This is a genomic window from Ligilactobacillus salivarius DSM 20555 = ATCC 11741, from assembly GCF_001435955.1.
In the GTDB taxonomy this organism is placed as follows: Bacteria; Bacillota; Bacilli; order Lactobacillales; family Lactobacillaceae; genus Ligilactobacillus; species Ligilactobacillus salivarius.
In genome coordinates this window covers 15,620-31,982 of record NZ_AYYT01000008.1, presented here as the reverse complement: position 1 = coordinate 31,982, position 16,363 = coordinate 15,620, and the positions used below count along the sequence as shown (strand labels likewise).

General features: G+C 32.5%; 14 protein-coding genes and 1 tRNA gene. 11 read left to right on the top strand and 4 right to left on the bottom strand.

Annotation, left to right across the window (positions count from 1 at the left end):
* The first annotated feature begins 81 nt into the window (after positions 1 to 81).
* A complete protein-coding gene (locus tag FC55_RS05220) occupies positions 82 to 639 on the top strand; it encodes a LemA family protein (RefSeq protein WP_003699684.1) in 558 nt (185 codons plus the stop codon).
* 11 nt (positions 640 to 650) lie between these two features.
* A complete protein-coding gene (gene htpX / locus FC55_RS05215) occupies positions 651 to 1,538 on the top strand; it encodes a zinc metalloprotease HtpX (RefSeq protein ID WP_003699683.1) in 888 nt (295 codons plus the stop codon).
* 104 nt (positions 1,539 to 1,642) lie between these two features.
* Here htpX and FC55_RS05210 read toward each other — a convergent pair.
* The 3 genes from FC55_RS05210 to FC55_RS05200 all read right to left on the bottom strand — a co-directional run bounded on the left by FC55_RS05210 (position 1,643) and on the right by FC55_RS05200 (position 5,200).
* Positions 1,643 to 1,715: transfer RNA gene (locus tag FC55_RS05210), tRNA-Thr, on the bottom strand.
* A 68-nt stretch (positions 1,716 to 1,783) separates the two neighbouring features.
* A complete protein-coding gene (helD, locus tag FC55_RS05205; RefSeq protein ID WP_003699682.1) occupies positions 1,784 to 4,051 on the bottom strand; it encodes an RNA polymerase recycling motor HelD in 2,268 nt (755 codons plus the stop codon).
* Positions 4,052 to 4,174: 123 nt separating this feature from the next.
* The gene (locus tag FC55_RS05200) at positions 4,175 to 5,200 is read right to left on the bottom strand and encodes a cation diffusion facilitator family transporter (RefSeq protein ID WP_003703818.1); all 1,026 of its coding nucleotides are present in this window, start codon (positions 5,198 to 5,200) and stop codon (positions 4,175 to 4,177) included.
* Between the two features lie 317 nt (positions 5,201 to 5,517).
* Here FC55_RS05200 and trpS point away from each other — a divergent pair, with 317 nt between their 5' ends.
* The 5 genes from trpS (at position 5,518) to FC55_RS05175 (ending at position 10,181) form a co-directional block, all read left to right on the top strand.
* Entirely contained in the window at positions 5,518 to 6,537 is a 1,020-nt protein-coding gene (gene trpS / locus FC55_RS05195) for a tryptophan--tRNA ligase (protein ID WP_003699680.1), read from the top strand.
* Positions 6,538 to 6,625: 88 nt separating this feature from the next.
* Positions 6,626 to 7,555 (top strand): Ppx/GppA phosphatase family protein, encoded by a 930-nt coding sequence (locus FC55_RS05190; RefSeq protein WP_035149583.1) that lies wholly within the window; start codon positions 6,626 to 6,628, stop codon positions 7,553 to 7,555.
* 125 nt (positions 7,556 to 7,680) lie between these two features.
* Positions 7,681 to 8,406, top strand: a complete 726-nt coding sequence (locus FC55_RS05185; protein ID WP_003699677.1) for an ABC transporter ATP-binding protein — start codon at positions 7,681 to 7,683, stop codon at positions 8,404 to 8,406.
* Between the two features lie 2 nt (positions 8,407 to 8,408).
* A complete protein-coding gene (locus FC55_RS05180) occupies positions 8,409 to 9,521 on the top strand; it encodes an ABC transporter permease (RefSeq protein WP_003699676.1) in 1,113 nt (370 codons plus the stop codon).
* A gap of 12 nt (positions 9,522 to 9,533) precedes the next feature.
* On the top strand, positions 9,534 to 10,181 hold the full coding sequence (locus FC55_RS05175; protein WP_003699675.1) for a TetR/AcrR family transcriptional regulator: 648 nt from the start codon (positions 9,534 to 9,536) through the stop codon (positions 10,179 to 10,181).
* 36 nt (positions 10,182 to 10,217) lie between these two features.
* On the opposite strand, the gene FC55_RS05170 is transcribed toward FC55_RS05175, so the two are convergent.
* Positions 10,218 to 11,021 (bottom strand): substrate-binding periplasmic protein, encoded by an 804-nt coding sequence (locus tag FC55_RS05170; protein ID WP_035149581.1) that lies wholly within the window; start codon positions 11,019 to 11,021, stop codon positions 10,218 to 10,220.
* Between the two features lie 79 nt (positions 11,022 to 11,100).
* Between FC55_RS05170 and FC55_RS05165 the strand changes: the two genes are divergently transcribed.
* The 4 genes from FC55_RS05165 to FC55_RS05150 all read left to right on the top strand — a co-directional run bounded on the left by FC55_RS05165 (position 11,101) and on the right by FC55_RS05150 (position 16,357).
* Entirely contained in the window at positions 11,101 to 12,366 is a 1,266-nt protein-coding gene (locus FC55_RS05165; RefSeq protein WP_003699673.1) for a hydroxymethylglutaryl-CoA reductase, degradative, read from the top strand.
* Positions 12,366 to 13,322: a hypothetical protein gene (locus FC55_RS05160; protein ID WP_003699672.1), complete on the top strand. Its 957-nt coding sequence runs from the start codon at positions 12,366 to 12,368 to the stop codon at positions 13,320 to 13,322. Before FC55_RS05165 ends, FC55_RS05160 begins: the two co-directional genes overlap by 1 nt.
* A 103-nt stretch (positions 13,323 to 13,425) precedes the next feature.
* Entirely contained in the window at positions 13,426 to 15,453 is a 2,028-nt protein-coding gene (metG, locus tag FC55_RS05155) for a methionine--tRNA ligase (protein ID WP_003699671.1), read from the top strand.
* A gap of 133 nt (positions 15,454 to 15,586) precedes the next feature.
* Complete coding sequence (locus FC55_RS05150; protein WP_003699670.1) at positions 15,587 to 16,357, top strand: TatD family hydrolase; 771 nt, start codon at positions 15,587 to 15,589, stop codon at positions 16,355 to 16,357.
* The last annotated feature ends 6 nt before the right edge of the window (positions 16,358 to 16,363 follow it).

The following is a 16,363-nucleotide window of genomic DNA, read 5'->3' as shown; positions in this document are numbered from 1 at the left end:
CTAAGCTTAGTTAAAATTATTTGATGGGAATATATTTTTTGTTAAAATAATAGTTAAATAATATGATATGGAGGAATTTAAATGGGCTTAATAATCGTAATAGCATTGATTGTAATTGTTGTTGCTGTATATATATCAATGTACAACGGATTACAACGTGCAAAAGTAAATACTGATGAATCGTGGAGTCAAATTGATGTTCAATTGAAGAGAAGAAATGATTTGATTCCTAATCTTGTAGAAACTACAAAAGGATATGCAAAACATGAAAGAGAAACATTGTCCAAAGTTGTGGAATTGAGAAATCAAATGGTGGCACTGCCAGCAGATGTTGATCCACAAAAGAAAATGGAATTATCTAATCAGTTGACAGACTCTTTAAAATCTATTTTTGCTTTAGCTGAAAATTATCCAGATTTAAAAGCTAGTCAAAACTTCACTCAATTACAAGAAGAGTTAACAAATACTGAAAATAAAATTGCTTATTCACGACAATTATTTAATAGTAGTGCAGCTGTATACAATCAAAAGTTACTAACTTTCCCTTCTAATGTAGTTGCGAAGATGCATCATTTTACAAAGGTAAATTACTTGGAAATTCCTGCTGAAGAAAAGGAAGCACCAAAGGTATCTTTTTAAGAGGTAGTTAAATGTTATATCAACAGATAGCAAAAAATAAACGCAAAACTGTTCTAGTAATGGCGGGCTTTGTATTTTTAGCCGGACTAATAGGAGCAGCGATTGGATACGCCTTTATGGGCAGTGCTCAAACGGGAATTATTATTGCAGTTGTTGTCGGCATAGTTTATATGTTCGTGATTTTAGGTCAATCAACAGATGTAGTAATGAGTATGAATAATGCTCAGGAAATAACCGAGCAGCAAGCTCCTGAATTATGGCATATTGTAGAAGATATGGCGATGGTTGGCAAAGTACCGATGCCTAGGGTATTTATCATTGACGACCCTAGTCCTAATGCTTTTGCTACCGGGCCTGATCCTGAACATGCGGCAGTGGCGGCAACAACCGGGATTCTACAAAGACTTAATCGTGAGGAACTAGAGGGTGTAATGGCACATGAAGTTTCTCATATTAGAAATTATGATATTAGATTACAAACATATGCTTTGGCCCTTGCCTCTGTAATTTCATTCTTAGCAAATATGGGAATGAATGCGATGTGGTGGGGTGGAGGTAGACGTGATGACAGAGATAACGGTAATGCTGGTCAAGTTATAATGCTATTATTATCAGTTTTAGCAATTATCTTAGGACCGTTAGCGGCATCTATGGCTCAAATGGCACTATCAAGAAATAGAGAATATTTAGCTGATGCATCGGCTGTTGAACTTACTAGAAATCCTCAAGGTTTGATAAATGCTTTAAGAAAAATTTCTATGAGTGAACCAATGCAAAATGCAGATCCAAGTAGTGCTTCGATGTATATCGCTAATCCGTTTAAAGATGGCTCATGGACACATCTTTTTGACACACATCCACCAATTGAAAAGCGAATTGATAGACTAGAACATATGTAAAAATAGTTAAGTGCAGTAGTTCAATTGTGAGCTACTGTATTTTTTTGTAAAAAAATACCAGTCAATAAAAGACTGGTACATTATCATATTCAATTAATCATAAGAGCCACTTACCGGGCTTGAACCGGTGACCCCCACCTTACCATGGTGATGCTCTACCTACTGAGCTAAAGTGGCATCAGACTTACCAAAATAGTATATTATATTATACTATTTTTGGCAAGCATAATTTGTTACAGTAAAGATTATAAAGTAACGGTTGACTTAGTAGTGTATAAATCAGATGGAATACTCATAATTAAAGATGATGGCTTTCCACATGAAATTAAAGTTAGTCTGTGCATCGCACGAGAACAAATTGTGTATAAAATTCCAGTATCATTTATTCCAGAATAATTATCATGTGAAATATCATAAGCTATAACATCATCAAATTCCAATCCTTTAGCAAGATAAATTGGTAAAATAACGATACCCTTAGGCAATGAACGATCTTTATCTTCTAGTAAAGTGACAGAATCGAAACTTTTACGAAGTTTTTGATATAAGAAGTCACTTTCAGCTTGGTTTTTAGTTATTAAAGCAACTGGAGAACTTAAATCACGTTGCTTTAATTCAAGTTTCAATGCATGTAATCCATTTTCTTTAGAAGCGATAATTAATTCAGGCTTTTTACCTTGGCGTGTAAAAGCTTGAATTTCATTGCCATCTGGTAATAAAGCTTTCATAAAATTAGTTATTTGTTGTGTTGAACGATAACTTTTATTTAACTTGATGATGCGTGATTTTTTGACATTGAGATGTTTGTTAAAGTAATCTAGTAATTCTTGTGGTGTTCTAAATTCGTTGAACAATGCTTGTTCACTATCACCTAAAAGAGTGAGTTTAGCATTAGGGAAAATATACTTTAAATACATTAATTGTGGTAATGTGTAATCTTGCATCTCATCAATAAATAGATGTGCAATGGCTTGGTTACGCCCACTACCTGTTAGTAAATCACGTAAATATAAAAGAGGAGCAGCATCAACCAAATCTATTTTATGGAACTCCAAATTTTGATTAAAAAGGTCAACAGCTTCTGGTAATTTATTGGCTAAAAAATCAGAATATTGAGCATAGTAGTCAATAAAATAATTGTTATATAAAGCGTCATATACGGGAGCAAAGCGTTTTTTTACGATTTTTCTACCAATGTAAAATTCTTCATCATCAATTGCTTGAAAGGCATGACGTCTTTTAGTACCAAGTAAATCATAGTATTCTTCATCTGATAAGTTTTCAATTTCACTACGAACCCAATCAGTTTGAGCATTTTCTTTAATTTTTCTATTTAATTGTTTAATGAGTAAGTTTTTAGTTTCAGCAAATTTTTGACTAGGTTTCATAGCCTGTGGAAGTTGAGAATAGATATCATGAATTTCATTATGACTAAAGAAAATCTCTGAATCTAGCATAATGTCAGTAAATCTTAGTTGGGATGAGCTAACATTTTGGACATATTCTTCAACTGTATGCATAAATTTTGGATCTTCTTTAATACTTTCAATTGAATTCGTTTTTTTAGAAGAAGTGATCTTCTTTTCATATTTATCAAAGAGACTTTCAACTTGTAACCCTTCAAAACGATTATTAAGAAATTCTGCTAAAGTAATTTGGCGCATGTTTTTTTCACCTAAACTAGGCAACACTTCAGAAATATAGTGACTAAATAAAAGATTAGGTGAAAAAAGCACAATTTGTTCAGCGTTAAGTTTGTCACGACTGTGATATAAGAGAAAAGCAATTCTTTGTAAGATAGCAGAAGTTTTTCCAGAACCAGCTACTCCTTGAACTAGAAGCAAGTCATGTTTAACATCGCGGATAATATCATTTTGTTCAGCTTGAATAGTAGCAACGATATTACGCATGTATTCGTCAGAATGTTCTCCCAAAACACTCTGTAAAATTTCATCACCAATTGTTTCATTAGTATCAAACATATTAGTAATGACACCTTTTTTTATAGTAAATTGACGTTTCTTTTTTAATTCAGCAAATTGTTCTCCCATAGGTGTTTCATAAGATACAGGACCAAGTGTACCATTATAGTAAATAGAAGAAATAGGGGCACGCCAATCATAGATGAGGAAATCTTGATCTTCATCTACTAATGAAGATGTTCCGATATAAAGAGTTTCGGAATCTTCTTCTCCATTTTCATGGATATCGATTCTACCAAAGTAAGCAGAATCTTGTAGGATTTTTAGAGTGGATAATTGTTTCTTTAAAATTGTTTCGTTTTCAATCGTTTTTGCAACTAAGTTCTTTTGTTGTTGAATTTCGGCGTTTGTTTCCATTTGATCATCAACTTCATATGTATTGACTCTAGCGTTTTGAACATAATTTCTTTCAACCGAAGTAGTTTCCTTGTGAGCTTTATCATATTCAATTTGAGTAGCATCTAATTGCTTTTGAATTTCATTCATTACATCATCTACTCTTTTTTGTTCCAGAGCTTTTTCATTATCCAATTTTAATCACACCTTTTACTAAAGAATAATGCACATTATCTTAACATGTAGATAAGATTAGTAGCAAGTATTTGCCACCTAAAGAAAAAAAGTTCAAATTGAATTAATCAATTTAAACTCTTTTTAAAATTTATCCTTAATTTCATCGTCATCAATTGAACTCGGATCAGGAATAAAAGCAACATCAGTATCCATAATCCCAAATCTATGATGCATAATTCTTTCAATATTTTCTGCAATACGATAACTATCTAAAACGGACATTTTAGCATCAACCATAACAACAATATCCAAACTAACAATATTACCATTATAGTGCGCCTTCAGTTCAGAAAGATGAGCTACACCTGGAACACTTAAAACAACATTTCGATATTCTTCTTCAACTTCCGGATCAAAATAATCTACTAAATTAAGACTGCTATCCATAAAGATTTTAAACCCAGAATATAAAATGAATAAACCAACTAAAATACTAGTAGCACCATCAAGCCAGGTGATCTTAAATATTAAAGCACCGGAAATAGAGATTAGAGTACCAATACTAGTAAAAGCATCGCTTAAACTATCTTGAGCAGAAGCACTTAAAGCTGCATTTTGCAATTTTCTACCAGCTCTGCGATTAAGATACCAAACAATTAACATGATTACAGTAGCGATACCAGCCCCAACAAGAGCAATTGGTTCAGGAATGACACGTTTATCAGGTTTCCAAAGATTAATGATACCAGTGGAGATAACACTAATGGCAATCCCAATCATGACAACTCCAGTTACAAGGGTAAAGACTGTTTCATATCGAAAACGTGTAAATTGAACTCTTTGATCATTTCCTCTTTGCGACATATTCAATTTAGGCAAAGGAGCCATTCCAGCAATATCATCGTCATCAATGTCTCTAGCAATATGAATACCTATCATTAATAACATTGTAGATACGATTCCAGAAATATTATTAAAAGCATCAGCGCGTAAAGTTTGAGAGTTACTAATTTCAGCTAAAAAATATTCAATGATAGAAATTGAAAGATATGCTAAAACATTCAGAATTAAATGGCGCCAAGCAGCATTTAAACTGTGTAGTTGTTTTAGTTGTTCTCTTTCCCAATCTTCAAATTCTTCTTGTAAATGTTTCTTAATTTTACTCATGTATATCTTCCCTCGATTAAGAAAAGTAAATATATTTCTATTATAAAGCATTTTCATTTTACTGTTAATAATCCTTTACTTTAGTTGAATAGTAAATTAGAATGGAAGAGTAATCTTCGTTGAACAAGTAAAGTAGATGAGCAATGACAGAGAGCTTAGGTAGCTGAAAATAAGCAAGTAAATCGAAGTGGGACTTGGGAGAAGAAAGTAAATTTGATATTTAATTAAGTGGCATTTTATGCAAATTAGGTGGTACCACGGCTTTGTTCGTCCTATTCATATTTATGAATAGGACTTTTTTATTAAGGAGGATTTTTATGGCAAAAGAAATTATTTTAACAGGTGATAGACCTACTGGAAAATTACATGTGGGACATTATATTGGTTCGTTGAAAAAACGTGTTTCTATGCAAAATTCAGGAAAGTATGATTCATACATTATGATTGCTGATCAACAAGCTTTGACTGATAATGCACGTGATCCTGAAAAAATAAAAAATTCATTAATACAAGTAGCATTAGACTATTTAGCAGTGGGACTAGATCCTAAAAAATCAACAATCTTTGTACAATCACAAATTCCAGCATTAGCAGAATTGAATTTGTATTACTTAAACTTAGTAACTGTTTCACGTCTTGAACGTAATCCAACTGTAAAAGCTGAAATTCAACAAAAGCATTTTGAACGTTCAATTCCAGCTGGATTTTTCACTTACCCTGTTAGCCAAGCTGCTGATATTACAGCTTTTAAAGCTAATTTAGTTCCAGTTGGTGACGATCAAGAACCTATGTTGGAACAAACTCGTGAAATTGTAAGAACCTTCAATTCAATTTATGGCGAAGTATTAGTTGAACCTCAAGGTGTATTTGCACCTAAGGGATCTGGACGTTTACCAGGTTTAGATGGAAATGCAAAGATGAGTAAATCTTTAAATAATGCTATCTACTTATCTGATGATGCTGATACATTACGTAAAAAAGTAATGTCAATGTACACAGATCCTAACCATATTCACGTAGAAGATCCAGGAAAAGTAGAAGGTAATATGGTCTTCACATATCTTGATATTTTTGATAAAGACAAAGACAAGGTGGCAGAATTAAAAGAACAATATCGTGCTGGTGGATTAGGTGACGTTAAAATTAAGCGTTACTTGAATGAAGTCTTAGAAGCTGAATTAGGACCTATCCGTGCTAGACGTGAAGAATTTGCAAAAGATATTCCAGCTGTATATGCAATGCTTAAGGAAGGTAGCGAAAAAGCAAACGAAGTCGCTAATAAAACTTTAGAAGAAGTACGTAGAGCGATTGGTGTAAACTACTTCGATAATATTTAAGTAGAATTATCATATTTATTAAATTAAAATGAAATTACTATTATAAAATGTGTTACAATATGTGTATCTTAAATATGGGGTGGCAGAGATGCAGAATTTAGTAATTTTGGACTTTGGTTCTAATTCTACAAGGTTGTCGATTAATGAAGTTAGTGATGAAGGTAAGTACCAAGAAGTTTTCCGCGCTAAGGAAATGACGCGTATGGCAGAAGGTATGGGAAATTCTGAAAAGAAAGTGTTGCAAGCTGACGCAATTGAAAGAACGCTGGATGCTGTTAGAAAATTTCAGAAGCATTATGAGAATTTACCTAATTTAAAGATTAAAGGAATTGCAACAGCGGCAGTTAGAGTAGCTGAGAATAAAGAAGAATTTTTAGAGAAAATAAAGTCTTTGACAGGTGTAGAAGTAGAAATTTTATCTGGTTCTGCTGAGGCTTACTATGATTATGTAGGAGTAGCTAATTGTTTAGATGTTAAGGATGCTGTCATCTGTGATATGGGTGGGGGTAGCTTTGAGGTTATTTTAATGAAAAATAAAAAGGCCTTGAACCTAATCAGTATTCAGTATGGAGCAGTTAGTTTAACTGAAAAATTCCAAACACAAGATAAAATAAATGCTGGAAATTTATTTGAATTTGAAGTCTTTCTCCGAGAATTATTTACTAAAAAACTACCTTGGCTATCTGAAGCTAAAGATTTACCATTGGTGCTTTTAGGTGGTGCTAATCGTACTGTTGCGCGTAAAAAATTGGGCAAGTTAGATGAAAAAGATACTGCTAACATTCATAACTTCCGTGTATATAAAGAAGAATTTCAAAGAATATATCGTAAGTGGTTAGATATGGACAAAACTGAGAGAGCTACAGATTTAGGGGATGAAAGTAGCCGTGCAGATATCATAATAGGTGGACTTACTCCTGTTATGCAGTTAATGTTACAATGCGAAAGTCCATATGTGATGTTTTCTGAGAGTGGAGTCCGCGAAGGTATCATCTTTGAATTGTTAGCTGAAAAATAGTTACTTGAAGAGCTTTAAAAGAGTTTTTACTCTTTTAAAGTTCTTTTTTTATTGACAAGTGAGTAAACACTCACTATAATCTGGAGTGAATCAGTGAGTAAATACTTACTTTTGGAGGCGAAAAAATGAAAATAAATAACCAGAGAATACAATTACAAAATATAAAGAAGAAATTTGGAAATGATAATGTCTTAAATTCTGTTAATTTAACAGTAAATTCAGGAGAAATAGTAGGTTTGATTGGTCCGTCTGGCTCAGGGAAATCAACAACTATCAAAATTCTATTGGGTATGGAAAAAGCTGACAAAGGTGAGGCTTTAATTTTAGAAAAGAGAATGCCCAATCGAAAATTATTAGCAGATATTGGTTATATGGCTCAATCAGATGCGCTTTATGAATCAATGACAGCTAGGGAGAATTTAAGTTTTTTTGGTTATATGAAAGACGTTGCGAAGAAAGAATTGCCAAAAGAAATAGAATATGTTGCTGAAGTTGTTGATTTAACTAATTATTTGGATAAGAAGGTTTCAGGATATTCTGGTGGGATGAAACGAAGATTATCACTAGCAATAGCTTTAATAGCAAAACCTAAAATAATTATTTTAGATGAACCAACAGTTGGAATTGATCCTGCTCTGAGACTTAAAATATGGAAAGAATTAGCTAAATTAAGGGATGAGGGAAGAAGTATTCTTGTAACAACACATGTTATGTCTGAAGCTGAGCTGACAGATAGGGTAGCACTTCTTTTTGAGGGGAAAATCCTAGCCTTTGATAAACCTAAGAAATTAGAAGATGAATATAAAGTTAATAATATTGAAGAAGTATTTTTGAAAGTCGAGGGTGAGTAGCGATGAAGACTTTAGTGATTGCTAAAAAAGTTGTTATAGAATTGATTAGAGATAAGCGTACAGTATTGCTGATGTTTGTTGCACCATTGTTGATCTTGTGTTTGTTAAATTTGATGTTTTCTGCAAGTACAAAAACTAAAGTAACAATAGGGACAGTAGATGTTAACAATCAAATTAATCGAAAAATGGATCAAGTAGATGGGATTACCATAAAAAAATATGAAAGTGAAAAACATGCTAAAAAAGATTTAGATGCTAATAGCTTAGACGGAGTAATCAGTTATAAAAGTAAGCAGTATGATGTAACTTACGCCAATCTAGATGTTTCTAAAACTGTGATGACAAAGAAAGTATTAGAAAATGCCCTTATGAAGGATAATGTTTCCAAATTACAATCAATGGTGGTTAAACAAGAACAAGTAATAGCGAGATTAACTGGGCAACAAGAGTCTGTTAAAATGAATAAATCGAAAATAAGTATAAAAAATCATTATAATTATGGAAATAGTGAAACTAATTTTTTTGATAAGATGGCCCCAATACTAATAGGATTTTTTGTGTTTTTCTTTGTATTTTTAATTTCAGGAATGGCGCTATTAAAAGAACGAATAAGTGGTACTCTAGAAAGATTATTAGCTACACCTGTAAAGAGAAGCGAAATAGTTTATGGATATATGCTAGGTTATGGCTTAATGGCATTGGCGCAAGCAAGTCTGATAACAGTTGTAGGAATTAAATTATTAGACATTGAGATAATAGGCTCAATATTTAGTGTAATAATTATTGCAGTTTTATTGGGATTTGTCGCGCTAGCCTTTGGTATTTTGCTATCAACATTTGCTTCATCAGAATTTCAAATGATGCAATTCATTCCATTAGTAGTTGTTCCTCAGATTTTCTTTTCAGGTATCATTCCATTGGATTCAATGGCTGATTGGGCACAAAGAATTGGGAAAATTTTACCATTAACTTATGCTGGTGAAGCCTTATCTGCAATCATAATGCAAGGAGCTGGCCTAATAGATGTAGGAAAAGATATACTAGTATTGATAATCTTTTTAGTAGTTCTATTAATTTTGAATATTTTAGGCCTAAAAAGATACAGAAAAGTTTAATGGGTGAGAGTTATGGAAAACAAGACTATTTTAGAAGATTATGAAGAAATTTTAGGTAACAAGAAATTAACGAATGGACAGGAAAAAGCCTTATTATCGGCGATTAATTTGTTTGCTAAGCAGGGGTATGATGCAACATCAACAGCACAAATTGCAAAAAATGCAGGTATCAGTGAAGCAACCATTTTTAAATATTATTCAACTAAGGAAAAGTTACTGTTAGAAATCATAAACCTAATTACGACTGAACTTTTTCCAAAATTCCAACGTAAATTTTTTAGTGAAGTAAATGAGGTAAGTGATAAATCATTAAAAGAAATTGTAACTTTTATCGTGATTAATCGATTTGAATTCATGAAGAAAAATCATCAGATACTAAGAATCTTTATCCAAGAAAGTCTAACAAAAATTAAAATTAGACAAATGGTATCAGAAGGATTTGTTGAAGCTATAAAAAGTAATCAGGAAATATTTACGGAATTTAGGAAACTAGTAGGTAGCAAACATCCAGATTATGATGCAATAGTATTGGTTAGAATAATAATGGGGCCAATGATAGCATACTTTTTACAACGATTTATTTTTGCCCCTAATGCCCCTTGTGATGAAAAAAGAGATCTAGATCTGATTATAACTCAAATATTAAGTGGTTTAGAATAAAAAAAGATTGAAGTAATGAGGCTTCAATCTTTTTTATCATGGTTTGGTTAAATCCTGTGAAAAGTATTTTTGCGATAAGTCTATAATGTCATTACCATCTTTTAACTTATCTAAAGCTTGGTTTAGTTTAGTATTCCTCTTATCAGTAATTCCCACTAATTGTTGCGAGGTGATTTGAGGATCTTTTATGCGTGTTAAAGTCAGCTTAGGTAAATCAGATTTTTTGGTAGAATTAAGTGCTTGTAAATAAGCAGAAGTTAATTCAGGATGTTTATTAAGATAAGCTGTATATTCATAATCTGTGAGGATACCAGCTTTTATTTTTTTATTTTCCAATGCTTTCATTAATGAAGATATGCTGTTATAAACTTTAGGTTTCATTTGTAGGCTTGTTAAAAGCTGATGTTGATTACCATTAACTAGAATACCTACTTTTTTATTTTGTAAATCTTCAATAGATGAGATATGGCGATGTGTGCCAGTAAACAAGACATTTTGTGGATATAAATAAGTGTCAGTTGTGATCAATTTAGATGAAAGTGTAGTCTTATCAAATTGTCCCAAAGCAAGATCAATTTGATGCTCACTAACTAATTTTTGCAATTTTTTGCGATCTGAAACCTTAACAAATTTAATGTTAGCGTCCATTTCTTGAGCAATTTTTTTACTTAACTCTACTTCAAAACCAGTTACTTTTTTATTAGTCAGATAGCTATAAGGTTTATTATCAGCTAAAATGCCAACTTTTAAAGTATCAGCAGAAATATGTGTAGGTGCTGAAATTAATATAACCAAGGAGAGAATGATCCCTGATAATATAGAAATAAGAACTTTTTTCAAATTAATTCCCCTTAATCGAATATTTTATTTATCTATTATATAATAGATAATGTCTAATGTTTAGAAAGGTGCGAAAAAGATGGAAGGTTTTAAAAAATATTATAAAAAAAGTTGGTCTGAACGACTTGAGATACTTGAAAAACAAGAAATTTTGTTACAGGAAGATATTGATAGATTAAAGTCACAAGCGATAGATGTTAGTCTAGGAGAGACTCAAATTGAGAATTTTATAACACAGTATTTATTGCCAGAAGGATTGGCTTTAAATTATGTGATTAATGGTAAAGAATATTTGATTCCTATGGTAACTGAAGAACCTTCCGTGATAGCAGCAAGTAGCCATGGGGCAGGTATTGTAAAAAAGTCGGGAGGATTTAAAGCATCTGTAAAGCAAAGATTGATGCTAGGACAAGTCATTGTTGAAAAAATTGAAGATGTTGATAAATTCGAAGATGATATTTTAGAAAATGAAGCTGAATTGTTAGAAATCGCCAACCAGGCTCATCCCTCTATTGTTAGACGTGGCGGAGGAGCAAAATGGATAAGAGTGCGTAAATTAGATAAGAATATTGTCTCGATAGATTTAGCAGTAGATGTTCAAGAAGCTATGGGTGCTAATATGTTAAATACAATGCTTGAAGCAATTGCAGCTACGATTAGAGAGAAGTATGAACAAGATGTAGTTATGAGTATCCTATCTAATTATGCAACTGAATGTCTAGCAACGGCTATATGTGATATGCCAGTTGCTTCATTGGCTAAAAATGGAATGTCAGGAGAAAAGATTGCTGAGAAAATTGCTCAAGCAAGCTATATTGCACAAATCGATCCGTATCGTGCTACAACACATAATAAGGGGATCATGAATGGAATTGATGGAGTAGTTATCGCGAGTGGTAATGATTGGCGTGCAATTGAAGCTGGAGCTCATGCATATGCTGCCAAAGATGGTAGCTATCGTGGCTTAAGCACTTGGAAAGTTATTGGAGACACATTGCATGGTGAAATTACTTTACCACTACCACTTGGATCTGTTGGGGGATCAATAGGGATTGTTCCTTTAGTAAAGGTTAACCATAAATTGTTAGAAATAGAGAATGCAATTGAATTAGAAAAAGTTGTTGCATCAGTAGGGTTAGGTCAAAATTTGGCTGCATTATATGCTTTGGTAACAGAAGGAATTCAAAAGGGACATATGCGTCTACAGTTGAAATCATTGGTAAGTTCAATTGGGGCAACTGAAAAAGAAATACCATTAGTTGTATCTAAATTAGAAAAGTTAAATAAGCGAGATATGAGTACAGCTAAAGAAATTTTGGATAATTTAAGAAATGAGGGGAAATAATGACAGAAGAAATTAACTTCAGTAAAGCTACTAAAAGTTTAATGAAGAAAGTTGAGGCAATTTTTCCTGAAGGTGTAGGAATTAATGTAAAAAAAGATTCTAAATTAGGATATGTTCGCCATGACCAGGCTCAACAATATTTACGTGGTGGACAGTTGATGATTGATATATATGATATGACACGTCCTGACTATACTGTAGCCCATGAATTACTTCACTTTTTACACATGTTTAATGGAGCACCACAAATTTCATTTAATTTAACAACTAAAAAGAAAGACTTAGATACTAAGTTCATGGCAACAGGATTGGAATTGTACGATATTGTAATGCATGACTATGTCTATCGTGAACAAGCAGAACTTGGAATGATGACAGATGAAATTAAAGAATTATATTTTAAAGGTGTTCTTTCAGTTTTAAAACCAGAACAAGGAGAACGTGATCAGTGGATGGTTTTAAGAATTTTAACCTTACTTGATACCTTATTATTCTTTAAAGATGAGCAAGACTCTGTTAAGGATAAATTAATGGAACTTTATCCAATTTCATTCGAAGCTGCGCAAAGATTATACGAAATTTTAATTGAAAGAAGTTTGGATTCTGCTTTTGCAATTCGAAGAACAGTTGTTAAGTTATTTAAAGCTTTTGATGATGAATTGAGTAAATTGGGAATGGTACCAATGAATATGACAGAATTTGCCACTTTATCAGTTGTTTTAAGTGAAAGACAAATGAGATTGCAAGTTCGCCAATTATTTAATATTGTTCATTCTCCATTAGATGATAATTTAACATTTAAGTCAGCTTACGTTGGTCAATGGAAAAATGATGGGCAAAATTCATTTGTCTTGGCTGATCCAGGCAAAGATTCCGCTAAGAAATTTGTTGAATATTATAATATGAAAGTAACAGACTTCTTAGATTCAATTGGGATTGAATATTTAAAGCGTTAATTAAGATTAACTAACTAAAATCAAGGGTTTATATGCTATACTAAATCTAGCAAATATTTTTAGATCTAATTGAGATAAATTAATAAGGAGAGTTGATTCGTCTATGGGTGAAAAACCAACATTTTATATTACAACTCCAATTTACTATCCATCTGGTAAATTGCACATCGGAAATTCATATACAACAATCGCTTGTGATGTGTTAGCACGTTACAAACGACTTCAAGGTTACGACGTATTCTTTTTAACAGGTACAGATGAACATGGATTAAAAATTGAGCAAAAGGCTCAAGCATTAGGAATGCAACCACAAGAATACGTAGATAAGATGGCTGCTGATATTAAAGAACTTTGGAAAAAGCTAGAAATAACAAATGATAAGTTTATCCGTACAACTGATGATTATCATGAAAAAGCTGTTCAAAATATCTTTGAAAAATTATTGGCAAAAGGCGATATCTACTTAGGTAAATATCGTGGATGGTATTCAGTATCTGATGAAGAATATTTCACAGAATCACAATTAGCAGAAGTTTACCGTGATGAAGATGGAAACATGATTGGTGGTAAGGCTCCATCTGGACATGAAGTGCAACTTGTTGAAGAAGATTGCTACTTCTTTAAGATGAGTAAATATGCTGATAGATTAGTAAAATACTATGAAGAACATCCAGATTTTATAATTCCTGATACTAGAAAGAATGAAATGTTAAACAACTTCATTAAACCAGGACTTGAAGACTTGGCTCTAACTCGTACAAGTTTCAATTGGGGTGTTAAAGTTCCTTCTAATCCAGAGCACGTAGTTTATGTATGGATTGATGCTTTATGTAACTATATTACTGCTTTAGGATATGAAACTGGTGACGATGATAGTCTATTTAAGAAATACTGGCCTGCAGATGTCCACATGGTAGGTAAAGAAATCGTTCGTTTCCACACTATTTACTGGCCAATCATTTTAATGGCTTTAGATTTACCTTTACCAAAACATATTATTGGTCATGGTTGGTTATTAATGCGTGACGGCAAAATGTCAAAATCTAAGGGAAATGTTGTCTATCCAGAAATGATAGTTGAACGTTATGGTTTAGATGCATTGCGCTACTACTTAATGAGAGCCGTTCCTTTTGGAAACGATGGTGTATTTACACCTGAAGACTTTATCGGTAAGATTAATTTTGATTTAGCTAATGACTTAGGTAACTTATTAAATCGTACAGTTGCGATGATTAACAAGTACCGTGGTGGTCAAATCCCTGAATTGAAATCTGGAGTAACTGCTTTTGATAAAGATTTAGAAGACGTGGCTGCTAATACTATCAAGAATTTTGAAGAACAAATGGATAGTGTTCATTTCTCCAATGCTTTAGACGAGGTTTGGAAATTAGTTGCTCGTTCTAATAAATATATTGATGAAACAGAACCTTGGATTTTAGCTAAGGATGAAACTAAGAAGGATGAATTAGATAGTGTGTTAGCTCACTTAGCAGCTTCATTACGTTTAGTTGCAATCTTGATTCAACCTGTCATGACTCACACACCTAAGGAAATTTTTGCACAATTAGGCTTAAATAGTGATGATATGGCAATTCAAGGTGTTTCATACTTTGACCTACCTGCAGGTGCACAAGTAGTAGCTAAAGGGACTCCTATCTTCCCACGTTTAGATGTAGAAGAAGAACAGGAATATATTAAGTCTAAGATGACTAAGAATGAAAAGGCTAAGGGTCGTAAAGCTATGGCTGAAAAAGCTAAAGAAAACTGGGATCCTGAAAATACAACTTTAGTTTTGACTAAAGACGAAATCAAATTTGATAAGTTTGATAAAGTTGAATTGAAAGTTGCTGAAATTAAAGAAGTGTCTAAAGTTGAAGGTGCTGATAAGCTTTTGAAATTCAGATTGGATGCAGGCGATGAAGGTGACCGACAAATTCTTTCTGGAATTGCTCAATGGTATCCAAATCCAGAAGAACTAGTTGGAAAGAAAGTTATTGCTGTAACTAACTTGAAGCCTCGTAAGATGAGATGCGAAGTTAGCCAAGGAATGTTGTTGTCAGCAGAATTTGGTGAAACAGTTCAATTAATTACAGTTTCAGAAAATATTCCAAATGGTTCATTAGTAGGATAATGATTCAAGAAACACTAATTTGTAATTTAATTTACAAGTTAGTGTTTTTTTGTCTGCTGAAAATAATGCTAGTAAATAAAAAAGTGTGTTAAGATTGTAGAAGTAAAATAGAAGACTATGAGAGGAATTTAAAGTGGAAATATTTGATTCGCATACACATATTAATTCACATGAATTTGATAATGATATTCCTGACGTAATAGAAAGAGCCAAGGCACTTGATGTCACTAAAATGTTGGTTATTGGATATGATGACGATAGTAGAAAAAAATTACAAGAAATTATTCAAGAATATCCTCATATTTATGGTGCAGTAGGATGTCATCCTGAAGATGCATTAAATTACAATGCAGAGTATGAACAAGAATTAAGAAAATATTTGGAATTAGAAAAGTTTGTTGCTGTGGGAGAAATAGGTTTGGATTATTACCATGATTCCCCTAAAAAAGTACAACATGAAGTATTTGAAAAGCAAATAGCTTTGGCCCAAGAGCTTAAATTACCAATAAGTGTGCATAATCGCGATGCATTTGAAGATTGTTATGCAATTTTAAAGAATATGAATATTCAAAAAAATGGCGGAATTATGCACAGTTTTAATGGTGATACCACTTGGGCTGAGAAATTCTTGGACTTAGGTATGGAATTGTCATATAGTGGAGTAGTAACTTTCAAGAGTGCTAAGGGAGTTCAAGAATCAATGATGATGACACCATTGGAGCATATGTTAGTTGAAACTGATGCACCTTACTTAACTCCAATGCCATATAGAAATAGAATGAATGAACCAGCGATGACAAGATATACACTTGAATTTATTGCAGAAAAAAGAGAAATTTCAAGTGAAGAATTAGCTGAAATAACAAGAAAAAATACAGAAAGAGTTTTAAAGATTAATGAATGAGAACGA

What these genes read in the sequence shown, in the direction of transcription:
- metG (WP_003699671.1), top strand. Translation starts at nt 13,426, where the DNA reads ATGGGTGAAAAACCAACATTTTATATTACAACTCCAATTTACTATCCA.
- FC55_RS05165 (WP_003699673.1), top strand. Translation starts at nt 11,101, where the DNA reads ATGGAAGGTTTTAAAAAATATTATAAAAAAAGTTGGTCTGAACGACTT.
- FC55_RS05160 (WP_003699672.1), top strand. Translation starts at nt 12,366, where the DNA reads ATGACAGAAGAAATTAACTTCAGTAAAGCTACTAAAAGTTTAATGAAG.
- FC55_RS05175 (WP_003699675.1), top strand. Translation starts at nt 9,534, where the DNA reads ATGGAAAACAAGACTATTTTAGAAGATTATGAAGAAATTTTAGGTAAC.
- FC55_RS05190 (WP_035149583.1), top strand. Translation starts at nt 6,626, where the DNA reads ATGCAGAATTTAGTAATTTTGGACTTTGGTTCTAATTCTACAAGGTTG.
- FC55_RS05180 (WP_003699676.1), top strand. Translation starts at nt 8,409, where the DNA reads ATGAAGACTTTAGTGATTGCTAAAAAAGTTGTTATAGAATTGATTAGA.
- FC55_RS05185 (WP_003699677.1), top strand. Translation starts at nt 7,681, where the DNA reads ATGAAAATAAATAACCAGAGAATACAATTACAAAATATAAAGAAGAAA.
- trpS (WP_003699680.1), top strand. Translation starts at nt 5,518, where the DNA reads ATGGCAAAAGAAATTATTTTAACAGGTGATAGACCTACTGGAAAATTA.
- FC55_RS05220 (WP_003699684.1), top strand. Translation starts at nt 82, where the DNA reads ATGGGCTTAATAATCGTAATAGCATTGATTGTAATTGTTGTTGCTGTA.
- FC55_RS05200 (WP_003703818.1), bottom strand. Translation starts at nt 5,200, where the DNA reads ATGAGTAAAATTAAGAAACATTTACAAGAAGAATTTGAAGATTGGGAA.
- htpX (WP_003699683.1), top strand. Translation starts at nt 651, where the DNA reads ATGTTATATCAACAGATAGCAAAAAATAAACGCAAAACTGTTCTAGTA.